The organism is Burkholderia sp. Ac-20392 (assembly GCF_017104585.1).
GTDB lineage: Bacteria > Pseudomonadota > Gammaproteobacteria > Burkholderiales > Burkholderiaceae > Burkholderia > Burkholderia lata.
The window spans coordinates 1-12,700 of the sequence record NZ_JAAGPB010000252.1 but is presented as its reverse complement, the minus strand read 5'-3'; the positions used below and the strand labels follow the sequence as shown (position 1 = coordinate 12,700).

Below are 12,700 nucleotides of genomic sequence, written 5' to 3'. Positions count from 1 at the left end.
TCGGCCTCCGGCCGACCGTGGGGCGCTACCCGTCGGGCGGCGTGGCGCCGATTTCGCGCACGCGCGACACCGTCGGCCCGATCGCGCGGTCGGTCGAGGACATCGCGCTGCTCGACGCGATCCTGTCGGGAACGGGCACGCCGACGTCGCTGCCCACGCGCAACACAACGCGCCCGGTGCGCCTCGCGGTCCCGCACACGACATTCTGGCGCGGCCTCGCGCCGGATGTCGACACGGTGGCAAATGCCGCGCTGGCGAAACTGGCGCAGGCGGGATTCGAGTGCGTCGATATCGACCTGAACGACTATCCAGGGTTCTTCGACGACGAGCCGGCCGTTATCGCGATGTATGAATTCCGTTCGTCGATGCACGCGTACCTGGTCGAGAACGGCTACGACCTGTCAGTCGACGACATCGTCGCGAACGTGGGGAGCCCGGACGTCGCGAAGATCGCCCGCCATATCACCGGCCCCGACGGTATCGGCGAAGCGGCGTACCGCACCGCGCTCGACCGGCGCACGCGGTCGCGTGCCGCGTATCGGCAGTGCCTCGCCGACAGCGGGGCCGATGCGCTGGTGTTTCCGACCACGATCGCCACTGCGTGCCCGATCCCGGCGGGCGACACGATGATGCTCAACGGCGCACCCGCATCGGTGTTCTCGACCTACATCCGGAACACCGAGCCGGGCAGCAATGCCGGCATCCCTGGCATGACCATCCCGGCCGGCCTGACGGCGGCCGGATTGCCGGTCGGCCTCGCACTGGACGGGGCGGCCGGCACCGATCTCGAGCTCATCGCGGTCGCGCTGGAGGTCGAGCGGGTGCTCGGGCGGCTGCCGGCGCCGGATGACGGGTATGGGGTGGAGGGGCGGCTGGGCGGATACCCGGCCAGCGACGGCGCGTCGTGACACGCAATCTGCCGGGACGCCAGTCGGGTCGATCGCGACGGGATGCGATCGACCCGGCTTGCGCGTTCCTGGCAGCGCGCCGGTACGGCTAGCGAGACATCGACGGAATGGCGCTGGTGGTCGCCTTCGCATAGAAGCCGACCAGCGTGTCGTGCATCTGCTGACGGCTGGCGTCGTCCGCGTAGGCCATATGGCCTCCCGGATACAGCACCCGCGTGTAGCTCGACTGCATTTGCGACGACGGGATCTGGCCGCCCTTCGGATCCGATACGTATTGCATGTCCCAGTCGACGAGCGCGGCCGGCACCACGCCGTCGTAGTACCCGGCCGCGGTCATCACCTGCATCTTCGGATTGATCGCCATTTCATCCGCAATGAAGATGGTCGCGTCGGGGAAGGGCAACTGGCTTCCGTTCGGATAGCTGGTGTTGTGATTCCAGTTGTTTCCGGTTGCGGCATTCAGCCCTTGATATCCGGAAACGGTTTGATATTTAAGGGTGTTGTAAACATATGACGTAAAGATCGGCGTGTAGGCGGACAAATCGTCGAGGGATGGATCGTAAGTCAGGTAATTGTCGATCGATGCCGGGATATTTGCACCCGCCAGGGCCTTGCGCAGATCGTATGCGCCGAGTGTTTTTCCTTGAACGAACATATTGTCGAAGCCCAAGGGAATCTGCGGCCCGATACCTTCATTGGCGAAATAGAAGGTGTCGGCTATGACAGTCGGATTGGACGGCGTCGATTGCGCCTGGACGTTGAAAAAGTACGGACTGCCGCTTGCATCGGCGTACAGGAGATTGCCGAATAGCGCGTTGAGCTGCGGCGCAATGGTTTGCGCCTGTGTCACCGCGCCAGCTGTCGAGCGCCATGACGAATCTGGCAGCCCGGTCGTCGCATTCAGCGGATCCGCGAGTTTGACGAGCGTATTGAACGAGAAATTCTCCGATTTTTGAAAGAGGTCGGACAGGCTGAGGCCGGACAGCGTCGGGTCGGTAATGGCCCCCCAGTATTTGGCGGCCATCGTGATGGTCGGGCCGATGAGCGATGGCACCGGATAACGGCGGCTGGGATGAACGGAGCCGTCGCTGTACGTGTTGATTCGCTGTTCGTATTCGTTGAGGGCCGGCGCCTGCATGATCAGGCCGCTCAGCTTGATCCCGTAGGTGTTGTGCAGCGTGTACGACATGATCCCGACCCGCGGCCCGCCGTAGGACTCGCCATAGATCATCAGCGGCGACTGTCCGCGATTGTTGATGTTCAGGTAACGGTAGATCAGCCCCGCATTGACCAGTTCATCCGCATCGACGCCCCAGAAATCCTGGTTTTTCTTCGGCGAAACCGCTTCCGAATAACCTGTTCCCGGCGGGTCGACGAACACGATGTCGGTCTTGTCGAGCAGTGTCTGCGGGTTCTCTCCGAGCGTGACGTCATTGGGACCCGAGACGGTCGAGCCCTGTTCGGAAAATACCCGCATCGGCCCGTAGGAACCCATGTGCAGAAAGTTCGAGGACGAACCGGGGCCGCCGTTGAAGAAGAAAGTGACAGGGCGCTTCGTCACGTCCGCGCCGTCCAGCGTGTACGCGGTATAGAAGATCGACGCCGTCGGCGCGTTGGTATTCGGATCCCGCACGGTCAGGTGGCCCGCCGTCGCCGTATAGGTGAGGGGTTTGCCGTTGAGCGTAATGCGATGGTGCGTCACGGCTGCTGCTTCCGTCGCGGACGGTAGCGATCCGGTCGCGGTCGTGTCGTAGGCCGTGTTGTCGACGTAGGGCTGGTCGGCCGCCAAAGGCGCGAGCGACGGCGATGACGGCGTGGTGGCGGACGTGGTTTGTGGCGGTAGCGGCGCCGGTGCCGAAGCGGAAGACGTTGAAACGGCCGGGCCGTCATCGCCACCGCAGGCGGATACGAGACATGCGGCGAGGATGGCCGCTCCGAGATAACCGGCCATGATCGACGGTAGCCGACAGCCGAAATGATTCGCATCAGGTAAACGCGACATTTTTACCCCTTCTGTTCGAATTTGAAAAGCAAGAAAGTTTTTATACGTCTCCTGTATTCGGCAACCTCCAGTTTGCCGTTTGTTGATGAATTAAATGGGCGTGACAAATCCGGCGCGATTGCGCGCCATAAACGCTATTTAATGAATTAATATCGGCCAGGCTCTCGGTTCTTTTAATGAAATGAAAGCTTAAGTGATGTCTCCATTGGTATGGTGTGCGGAATGTATGTCACAAAATTTTACGGCGCAAGAGGTTTTTCACAATTAAAAAATGTTGCGCTTGTTTTTATAAACATCGATTAAATAAAGGATTTTCTCAATCAATGGGGATGCCTTTTGATTATTGGATGCCGGGGGATATTCGACTTGCGCGCGAGCGGGAAGGGTGCGGCGCGGACGTCGGCCGGATCGTTCGACATACGTCACCCGAAGGGAAGCAGCCGCCTGCCGGATGGTCCTGTTGCGGCGCACGGCCCCACGCGCTAGGGCGGAACCCCGATGCCGGGCAGCCGCCGTCTCGTCGGGCCTGCCGGTGTGCCGTTCCGATGATGTGTTCCGCGTTCGGCGTGCCCGGCGTCGCTGTGCCACCGCTGCCGAGGATCGGGCGCATCGCCAATTGCGAGGGTCAGCCCGGGCGATCTATCAGGAAAACCCTGATGCGGCCCGGCGAAGCGGCGTTTTTCAAGCTCCGGCCGCCGCTGCAGCCGGCTCGCTCCCGGTCCTCGCCCACCCGCATCCCGGATAGCCGCTCCCCTCGATCCAGCATGGCTTCCAGCCCGTATTGCCTGTCATGGAGGGTATGGTAAACGGCTCGATCTACCGAATATCTCCGTATTTCAATACCTGACAGGTATTGAAAAAGCCGCCTAAAAGTATTGGACGCTCGATTCGGCCGAGACGTATAAATCGCCTCAAGAACTTCACCTCCACGGCGTGCCCCATGTCCTCCGTCACCATCGAACGCATCGAAACCCGCCTCGTCGACCTGCCGACGATCCGCCCGCACAAGCTGTCGGTGGCCACGATGCACGGCCAGACGCTGATGCTCGTGAAGGTGTTCTGCAGCGACGGCGTGACGGGCCTCGGCGAAGGCACGACGATCGCCGGCATGGCCTACGGCCCGGAAAGCCCCGAGGCGATGAAGCTGGCGATCGACACGTATCTCGCCCCGGCGATCGTCGGCAAGGACGCGACGCGCATCCAGACGCTGATGGCATTCCTCGGCAAGCTCGCGAAGGTCAATCACTTCGCGAAAAGCGCACTCGAAACCGCGCTGCTCGACGCACATGGCAAGCGGCTCGGCGTGCCGGTGAGCGAGCTGCTCGGCGGCCGCCGCCGCGATCGCCTGCCGGTCGCGTGGACGCTCGCATCGGGCGACACGGCCACCGACATCGCCGAAGCCGAACGGATGCTCGACCAGCGCCGTCACAACGTATTCAAGCTGAAGATCGGCGCAAAGTCGCCGGAGACGGACATCCGCCACGTGGCCGAGATCAAGAAGGCAGTCGGCGATCGCGCGTCGGTGCGTGTCGACGTGAACATGGCGTGGAGCGAAACCCAGGCCGCGCGCGCGATTCCGGCGCTGGCCGATGCCGGCTGCGAACTGGTCGAGCAGCCGGTGGCCTCGGCCGCGGCGCTGGCGCGCCTGATGCGCCGCTTCCCGGTCGCGCTGATGGCCGACGAAATCCTGCAGGGCCCCGACAGCGCATTCGACATCGCGAAACATCACGGCGCGGACGTGTTCGCGATCAAGATCGAGCAAAGCGGTGGCCTGTTCGCCGCGCAGCGCGTCGCCGCGATCGCGGATGCGGCCGGCATCGAGCTGTACGGCGGCACGATGCTCGAAGGCGCGTTCAGCACGGTGGCGTCCGCGCACCTGTTCGCGAGTTTCGCGAACCTGCAGTGGGGCACCGAACTGTTCGGGCCGCTGCTGATCACCGAAGAGATCCTGACGCAGCCGCTGGACTACAGCGACTTCGAACTGACCGTGCCGGACGGCCCCGGTCTCGGCATTGAACTCGACGAAGACAAAGTCAGGCGATTCACCCGCGACGGGCTGACGAAAGTCGCGCGGTAGCCCGAGTCAGGCCAGGCCGTCACCCCCCAAATACACGTGGAGACACCATCATGAGCGTCAAAGTTTTCGAGTCCCGGGAAGTGCAGGATCTGTTGAAGGCCGCGTCGAACGCGGGCGCGGACGGCACGAAGGGCGGCAACGCGCGCACGCAGCAGGTCGTGCTGCGGCTGCTCGGCGACCTGTTCAAGGCGATCGACGATCTCGACATCACGCCCGACGAAGTGTGGGCCGGCGTCAACTACCTGAACAAGCTCGGCCAGGACGGCGAAGCGGCGCTGCTTGCGGCCGGCCTCGGTCTCGAGAAGTTTCTCGACATCCGGATGGATGCCGCGGACAAGGCGGTCGGCCTCGACGGCGGCACGCCGCGCACGATCGAAGGGCCGCTGTATGTCGCGGGCGCACCGGTGCGCGACGGCGTGTCGAAGATCGACCTCGACGCGGACGATGGCGCGGGCCCGCTCGTGATCCACGGCACGGTCACGGGCCTCGACGGCAAGCCGATCGCGGGCGCGCTGGTCGAATGCTGGCACGCGAACTCGCACGGCTTCTATTCGCACTTCGATCCGACCGGCAAGCAGAGCGATTTCAACCTGCGCGGCGCGGTGAAGACGGGCGCGGACGGCAAGTACGAATTCCGCACGCTGATGCCGGTCGGCTACGGCTGCCCGCCGCACGGCGCGACGCAGCAGTTGCTGAACGGCCTCGGCCGCCACGGCAACCGCCCGGCGCACGTGCACTTCTTCGTCGACAGCAACGACCACCGCAAGCTGACGACGCAGTTCAACATCGATGGCGATCCGCTGATCTGGGATGACTTCGCGTATGCGACGCGCGAGGAGCTGATCCCGCCCGTGGTCGACAAGACCGGCGGCACGGCGCTCGGCATGAAGGCCGATGCGTACCAGGACATCGAGTTCAACTTCGTCCTGACGCCGCTGGTGCAGGGCAAGGACAACCAGGTCGTCCACCGCCTGCGCGCAGCCGCGACGGCATAACCGCCCGCCGGCGCGGCGCCGATGCGCCGCCGCCGGCCGGGTTCCCGCGAGATTCAACCGATTACCGATGCGAGCGTGCTTGCAGGACGCGGCACGCGCATGGGAGGAGCCAACATGTCCGCCACGATCGACCAAGCCACCGACCTGGATCACCTGCTCGCCACCGCCGTGCAGGACGACAAGGAGGCCGGCATATTCCGCTGCCGCCGCGACATCTTCACGAACGCCGAGCTGTACGAGCTCGAGATGAAGCACATCTTCGAGAGCAACTGGGTGTACCTGGCGCACGAAAGCCAGATCCCGGCGAACAACGATTACTACACGACGTGGATCGGCCGCCAGCCGATCGTGATCACGCGCGACAAGACCGGCGAGCTGCACGCGGTGATCAATGCCTGCGCGCACAAGGGCGCGATGCTGTGCCGCCGCAAGCACGGCAACAAGGGCAGCTTCACGTGCCCGTTCCACGGCTGGACGTTCTCGAACACCGGCAAGCTGCTGAAGGTGAAGGACGAGAAGACGACCGAGTATCCGGTGCAATTCAACACGCACGGCTCGCACGACCTGAAGAAGGTCGCGCGTTTCGAGAACTATCGCGGCTTCCTGTTCGGCAGCCTCAGCGCCGACGTGCTGCCGCTGGAAGAGTACCTCGGCGAAGCGCGCGTGATCATCGACCAGATCGTCGACCAGGCGCCGAACGGGCTCGAAGTGCTGCGCGGCAACTCGTCCTACATCTACGAAGGCAACTGGAAGATGCAGATGGAGAACGGTTGCGACGGCTACCACGTCAGCACCGTGCACTGGAACTACGCGGCGACGATGGGCCGCCGCAAGGAAGACGGCACCAAGGCCGTCGATGCGAACAGCTGGAGCAAGTCGGTCGCGGGCGTGTACGGCTTCGACAACGGCCACATCCTGCTGTGGACGCAGACGATGAATCCGGAAGTGCGGCCCGTGTATCAGCACCGTGAAGAGATCAAGGCGCGCGTCGGTGACGTGCAGGCCGACTTCATCGTCAACCAGACCCGCAACCTGTGCGTGTACCCGAACGTGTTCCTGATGGACCAGTTCAGCACGCAGATCCGCGTGGTGCGGCCGCTCGGCGTCGACAAGACCGAAGTCACGATCTTCTGCTTCGCGCCGAAGGGCGAGAGCGAGACCGATCGCACGATCCGGATCCGCCAGTACGAGGATTTCTTCAACGTGACGGGCATGGGCACGGCCGACGACCTCGAGGAGTTCCGTGCGTGCCAGAACGGTTATGCGGGCATCACGGCGATGTGGAACGACCTGTCGCGCGGTGCGCCGCTGTGGGTCGACGGCCCGGACGAGAACGCGAAGAAGATGGGGCTGAACCCGCGCATTTCCGGCGAGCGCAGCGAGGACGAAGGGCTGTTCGTGTGCCAGCACGAACACTGGGTGCATGTGATGCGCGATGCGCTGAAGAAGGAACGCGGGGAGGTGGCAGCATGAGCTTCGATTACCGGACTGTCTGCGCGGCGCTGTATCGCGAAGCGCGCCTGCTCGACGATCGCCAGTGGGACGAGTGGCTGACCTGCTACACGGAGGACGTCACGTACTGGATGCCCGCGTGGGATGACGACGATCGGCCGACCGAGGATCACCAGAGCCAGATCTCGCTGATGTACTACCCGGACCGTGGCGGCCTCGAGGATCGCGTGTTCCGGATCAAGACCGAGCGCAGCGGCGCCTCGACGCCCGAGCCGCGCACCAGCCACAACGTGACGAACGTCGAGGTGCTGGCCGAGCGCGACGACGAGGTGGACGTGCGCTACAACTTTCACACGCTGAACCACCGCTACCGCGTGACCGATCACTTCTTCGGCACGATGTTCGTCACGTTGCGCAAGGTGGGCGACGAGCTGCTGATCTCGTACAAGAAGATCGTGCTGAAGAACGACTACATCCGGCAGGTGCTCGACGTCTATCACGTCTGACACCGTTGCCTTGTCATGAAAGAAAAGGAAGTGGAGGTGACGCCATGTCCAGCTACAAGATTGCACTGAACTTCGAGGACGGGGTAACCCGCTTCATCGATTGCAAGGCCGGCGAGAAGGTGCTCGACGCAGCCTTCCGCGCGAAGATCAACCTGCCGATGGATTGCTCCGACGGCGTGTGCGGCACCTGCAAGTGCCGCGCCGAAAGCGGCAGCTACGACCTCGGCGACGACTACATCGACGATGCGCTCACCGAAGACGAGAAGGACGGCGGCCTCGTGCTGACCTGCCAGATGGTGCCGCAAAGCGATTGCGTGATCGCGGTGCCGACGTCGTCGGTCGCCTGCAAGACGGGCCAGAGCGGGTTCGCCGCCACGGTGACGAAGGTCGAGCAGCACAACGACGCGGCCGTCGTGCTCGAACTCGACGTCGGCGCGGCCGCGCCCGTCTTCCTGCCGGGCCAGTACGTGAACATCGACGTGCCCGCGAGCGGGCAGCACCGGTCCTACTCGTTCTCGTCAGCGCCGGCCGATGCGAAGGTCAGCTTCCTGATCAAGAAGATCCCCGGCGGCGTGATGAGCACCTGGCTCGAATCGGCGCAGCCCGGCGACAAGCTGGAACTGCACGGGCCGCTCGGCAGCTTCTACCTGCGCGACGTGCAGCGGCCGCTGCTGTTCCTCGCGGGCGGCACGGGGCTGGCGCCGTTCCTGTCGATGCTCGAGGTGCTGGCGCGCACCGGGTCGCAGCAGAAGGTGCACCTGATCTACGGCGTGACGCGCGATCTCGACCTCGTGCTGGTCGAAGCGATCGAAGCCTACGCGGCGACGCTGCCGAACTTCAGCTTCGCGACGGTCGTTGCGGATGCTGAGTCGAGCCATGCGCGCAAGGGCTGGGTCACGCAGCACATTCCGGCCGATGCGCTGAACGACGGCGACGTCGACGTGTATCTGTGCGGGCCGCCGCCGATGGTCGACGCGGTGCGCAAGTACTTCGACGACGAAGGCGTGAAGCCGAACAGCTTCCACTACGAGAAGTTCACCCCCAACGTCACGGCAAAGGCGGCGTGATCATGCAACGATTCTCTGGCAAGGTCATCGTCGTCACGGGCGCCGCACAGGGCATCGGCCGCGGCGTCGCGCTGCGCGCGGCGGCCGAAGGCGGCAGGGTGCTGTTCGTCGATCGCGCGGATTTCGTCGCCGAGGTCGCGGCCGAAGCGACCGGTGGCGAGACGGCCGGCTTCGTCGCCGATCTCGAGACGTACGACGGTGCGCATGCGGCGGTCGCGCACGCGGTGCAGACGTTCGGCGGCATCGACATCCTGATCAACGGCGTCGGCGGCGCGATTCGCATGCGCCCGTTCGCCGAATTCGAGCCCGCGCAGATCGATGCGGAAATCCGCCGTTCGCTGATGCCGACGCTCTATACGTGCCACGCGGTGCTGCCGCACCTGCTTGCGCGCGGCGGCGGCACGATCGTCAACATCTCGTCGAATGCGACGCGCGGCATCCGCCGCGTGCCGTACTCGGCGGCGAAAGGCGGCGTCAATGCACTGACGGCGGCGCTCGCGATGGAATACGCGGAACACAACGTCCGGGTCGTGGCGACCGCGCCGGGCGGCACCAGCGCGCCACCGCGCCGCGTGCCGCGCAACGCGGGCGGCGACAGCGAGCGGGAACAGGCATGGATGGGCGAAGCCGTGCGCCAGGTCACGGAATCGACGTTCTTCAAGCGCTACGGCAGCCTCGACGAGCAGATCGCGCCGATCCTGTTCCTCGCGTCCGACGAGGCGAGCTACATCACCGGAACGGTGTTGCCGGTCGCGGGTGGCGATACGGGTTGAGCGGCGTGTCGTGACGCCGCTTGCGAGTGTTCAACGTGTGTTCCATCGACAACCCACCGGCCGGCGCGACGACGCCGGCCACGGAGACCCCCCATGCGTGATCGCAAAGCTATCGTTCCGGCGGGAATGGAAGCGGTGTACGAGAAGATCGGCTACGCACCGGGCTTGAAGGTCGGCGATACGCTGTACGTATCCGGCCAGATTGGCCGCGATGCGGCGATGCAGCTCGTCGAAGGCCGTGAAGCCCAGATCGTGCAGGCGTTTGAAAATTTGAAGTTGGTGCTGGCGGCTGCCGGCGCATCGTTCAACGACGTGGTCGACCTGACGACCTTCCATACCGACATGCGCGACCTGCCGTTGTTCATGCAGGTGCGCGACCGCTACCTCGCTGCGCACCCGAAGCCTGCGTGGACGGCGGTCGGTGCGCACATGCTGGGCGGCGCGCCTGGCTATATCGTCGAGATCAAGGCGGTGGCCGTGTTGCCGGCTTGATGTGCGGTGACGAGGTGCGGGCGCGAGGTGCGCAGTCCATGCATCGAATCGGCTCATCGCGTGCTGACATGGCGCGAGAGATTTCGCGACGCAAGACGGAATCCTGACGAATGGCTTTCTCGCGACCTTCGGCGTGAATCGTTGCGCGGCGGTCAGCGACAAGTCGGGCGAGTTCGTTTATGGTGCGAGGGAACGCAGCGTCGTTTCCTTCCTTCCGTCGAGAATCCGCGATGAAATGCCTGCCACGCGCCATCTTCGCCGCCCTCGCTTTCACCGTCGCTCAAGCCGCGCTCGCCCAGGTGCCGGGAACGGTGCAGCTCGAAGACATGACCTGGACCGAACTGCGCGACAGCATCCGGGCCGGCAAGACCACCATCCTGATCCCGATCGGCGCGACCGAGCAAAGCGGGCCGTACGTCGCGCTCGGCAAGCACAACGCGCGGGTCAAGATATTGTCCGAGCGGATCGCGGAAGGCCTCGGCAATGCAATCGTCGCGCCCGTCATCGCCTATGTGCCCGAGGGCGGCTATGCGCCGCCGACGTCGCACATGCGCTTCCCGGGCACGATCACCGTGCCCGACGACGTCTTCGAAAAGACCCTCGAATCCGCGGCCAACAGCTTCCGGGTCCATGGCTTCACGAACATCGTGTTCCTTGGCGACCACGGCGGCTATCAGAACGACATCAAACAGTCGGTCGCCCGGCTCAACAAGTCATGGGCGGGCACGGGCGCGCGCGCGTTCGTGCCGGCCGCGTATTACGGCACCAGTTCCGACGGTTACGACCAGATCCTGCGCGAGCACGGCGTGCCGGCCGCGGATATCGGCACGCATGCGGGGCTGGCCGATACGTCGTTGCTGCTGGCGGTCGCACCGGGCATGGTCAGGGTCGACAAGCTGCGCAACGCCGCGAAGCCCGGCGCCGTCGACGGCGTCTACGGCGGCGATCCGCGTCATGCGAGCGTCGAGCTCGGCCGGCTGGGCACCGACGCCATCGTGTCGCGCTCCGTCGACGCAATCAGAAAGGACATCGCCGGCCGCTGACGCAGCCGCGCCATCGCGCTACTTTTGTCGTCGTTCCATTCAATCGAACAGGGACATCGTCATGCAACCGCGCTTTCGCCGTCACATCCGCTTTTCCCGTCCCGCGATCGTCATCGCGGCAGCGCTGGTCGGCTTCGGTGCGCGCGGTGCGATCGCGGCGTCCGCCGTCACGGCCGTGCCCGGCATGCCGCCCGTCATCCAACCCGACAACCTGTACAGCGAGGCGCAGGCCGGCCGCATGAGCGCGGCGGTGGCGGGCGCGTTGCCGCGCATCTATGTGCCGAACCTGAGATCGAACGACGTCTACGTGATCGACCCGGCCACGTACAAGGTCGTCGACCGGTTCGCCGTCGGCCGCAGCCCGCAGCACGTCGTGCCGGCATGGGACCTGCAGACGCTGTGGGTCGCGAACAATGCGGAAGGGCGGACCGACGGCAGCCTGACGCCGATCGACCCGAAGACGGGCAAGCCCGGCCAGGCAGTGAGCGTCGACGATCCGTACAACATGTATTTCATGCCCGACGGCAAGGATGCGATCGTGGTGGCCGAGGCGCATGCGCGGCTCGATTTCCGCGACCCGAAAACGATGGCGCTGAAGTCGAGCCTCGATGTGCCGCAATGCAAGGGCATCAACCATGCCGACTTTTCGATCGACGGCCGGTATGCGCTCTTCACGTGCGAGTTCGGCGGCAAGCTGGCGAAGATCGATCTGGTGAATCGCAAGGTGGTCGGCTACCTCGAACTCGACCGGAAAGGGATGCCGCAGGACATCCGCGTGTCGCCGGACGGCAAGGTGTTCTATGTCGCCGACATGATGGCGGACGGCGTATATGTCATCGATGGCGACGCCTTCACGAAGATCGGCTTCATCCCGACCGGCGTAGGGACGCACGGGCTGTATCCGAGCCGCGACGGCACGAAGCTCTATATCGCGAATCGCGGCTCCAATCGCGTCCACGGGCCGCGTCACGGCAAGGGCAGCGTATCGGTGCTCGATTTCGCGACCCGCAAGGTGGTCGCGACCTGGCCGATTCCCGGTGGCGGCAGCCCCGACATGGGCAACGTCAGCGCGGACGGCAAGACGCTGTGGCTGTCGGGCCGCTTCGATGACGTCGTCTATGCGATCGACACCGCGAGCGGCGCGGTCCGGTCGATTCCCGTCGGCATGGAGCCGCACGGCCTGACGGTGTGGCCGCAGCCGGGGCGCTATTCGCTGGGCCATACGGGAAACATGCGGTAGGACGGCGCCCGGTCAGCGCGTACCGGCACAGCCGTTCGACACGCGGGCCGCATGGCTCGTCGATGAAACCCGCGCAAGCAACCGCCGCGGCGCAAACCGCGCGCGGTTCGTGCGCCGGTCCGGCCCGTCGCCGCGCAGGGCGGCC

11 protein-coding genes are annotated in these 12,700 nt (G+C 64.8%); 10 read left to right on the top strand and 1 reads right to left on the bottom strand.

What is annotated here, in order from left to right:
* Nucleotides 1-908 (top strand): amidase family protein (locus tag G3N99_RS24165; RefSeq protein WP_241011825.1); only part of this gene is annotated, 908 nt, incomplete at its 5' end.
* A gap of 88 nt (nt 909-996) precedes the next feature.
* Here the strand turns inward: G3N99_RS24165 and G3N99_RS24160 are convergent.
* Nucleotides 997-2,859 (bottom strand): hypothetical protein, encoded by a 1,863-nt coding sequence (locus G3N99_RS24160; RefSeq protein WP_206123651.1) that lies wholly within the window; start codon nt 2,857-2,859, stop codon nt 997-999.
* Nucleotides 2,860-3,850: 991 nt separating this feature from the next.
* On the opposite strand from G3N99_RS24160, the gene G3N99_RS24155 reads away from it, so the two are divergent.
* The 9 genes from G3N99_RS24155 to G3N99_RS24115 all read left to right on the top strand — a co-directional run bounded on the left by G3N99_RS24155 (nt 3,851) and on the right by G3N99_RS24115 (nt 12,555).
* On the top strand, nt 3,851-4,987 hold the full coding sequence (locus tag G3N99_RS24155) for a muconate/chloromuconate family cycloisomerase (RefSeq protein ID WP_011349733.1): 1,137 nt from the start codon (nt 3,851-3,853) through the stop codon (nt 4,985-4,987).
* 50 nt (nt 4,988-5,037) lie between these two features.
* Nucleotides 5,038-5,982 (top strand): catechol 1,2-dioxygenase, encoded by a 945-nt coding sequence (catA, locus tag G3N99_RS24150; RefSeq protein ID WP_174940558.1) that lies wholly within the window; start codon nt 5,038-5,040, stop codon nt 5,980-5,982.
* Nucleotides 5,983-6,096: 114 nt separating this feature from the next.
* A complete protein-coding gene (locus G3N99_RS24145) occupies nt 6,097-7,455 on the top strand; it encodes a Rieske 2Fe-2S domain-containing protein (RefSeq protein WP_175046412.1) in 1,359 nt (452 codons plus the stop codon).
* A complete protein-coding gene (benB, locus tag G3N99_RS24140) occupies nt 7,452-7,940 on the top strand; it encodes a benzoate 1,2-dioxygenase small subunit (RefSeq protein WP_122950597.1) in 489 nt (162 codons plus the stop codon). The genes G3N99_RS24145 and benB overlap by 4 nt, the downstream gene beginning before the upstream one ends.
* A gap of 44 nt (nt 7,941-7,984) precedes the next feature.
* Nucleotides 7,985-9,007, top strand: a complete 1,023-nt coding sequence (gene benC, locus G3N99_RS24135) for a benzoate 1,2-dioxygenase electron transfer component BenC (RefSeq protein WP_174940554.1) — start codon at nt 7,985-7,987, stop codon at nt 9,005-9,007.
* 2 nt (nt 9,008-9,009) lie between these two features.
* Complete coding sequence (benD, locus tag G3N99_RS24130; RefSeq protein WP_206123650.1) at nt 9,010-9,780, top strand: benzoate diol dehydrogenase BenD; 771 nt, start codon at nt 9,010-9,012, stop codon at nt 9,778-9,780.
* Nucleotides 9,781-9,873: 93 nt separating this feature from the next.
* On the top strand, nt 9,874-10,272 hold the full coding sequence (locus tag G3N99_RS24125) for a RidA family protein (protein ID WP_206123649.1): 399 nt from the start codon (nt 9,874-9,876) through the stop codon (nt 10,270-10,272).
* Between the two features lie 230 nt (nt 10,273-10,502).
* Nucleotides 10,503-11,315: a creatininase family protein gene (locus tag G3N99_RS24120; RefSeq protein ID WP_206123648.1), complete on the top strand. Its 813-nt coding sequence runs from the start codon at nt 10,503-10,505 to the stop codon at nt 11,313-11,315.
* Between the two features lie 61 nt (nt 11,316-11,376).
* Entirely contained in the window at nt 11,377-12,555 is a 1,179-nt protein-coding gene (locus G3N99_RS24115) for a YncE family protein (protein WP_206123647.1), read from the top strand.
* Nucleotides 12,556-12,700 lie beyond the last annotated feature (145 nt).

Coding starts and splice junctions, on each gene's coding strand:
- G3N99_RS24160 (WP_206123651.1), bottom strand. CDS start 2,859: ATGGCCGGTTATCTCGGAGCGGCCATCCTCGCCGCATGTCTCGTATCC.
- G3N99_RS24155 (WP_011349733.1), top strand. CDS start 3,851: ATGTCCTCCGTCACCATCGAACGCATCGAAACCCGCCTCGTCGACCTG.
- catA (WP_174940558.1), top strand. CDS start 5,038: ATGAGCGTCAAAGTTTTCGAGTCCCGGGAAGTGCAGGATCTGTTGAAG.
- G3N99_RS24145 (WP_175046412.1), top strand. CDS start 6,097: ATGTCCGCCACGATCGACCAAGCCACCGACCTGGATCACCTGCTCGCC.
- benB (WP_122950597.1), top strand. CDS start 7,452: ATGAGCTTCGATTACCGGACTGTCTGCGCGGCGCTGTATCGCGAAGCG.
- benC (WP_174940554.1), top strand. CDS start 7,985: ATGTCCAGCTACAAGATTGCACTGAACTTCGAGGACGGGGTAACCCGC.
- benD (WP_206123650.1), top strand. CDS start 9,010: ATGCAACGATTCTCTGGCAAGGTCATCGTCGTCACGGGCGCCGCACAG.
- G3N99_RS24125 (WP_206123649.1), top strand. CDS start 9,874: ATGCGTGATCGCAAAGCTATCGTTCCGGCGGGAATGGAAGCGGTGTAC.
- G3N99_RS24120 (WP_206123648.1), top strand. CDS start 10,503: ATGAAATGCCTGCCACGCGCCATCTTCGCCGCCCTCGCTTTCACCGTC.
- G3N99_RS24115 (WP_206123647.1), top strand. CDS start 11,377: ATGCAACCGCGCTTTCGCCGTCACATCCGCTTTTCCCGTCCCGCGATC.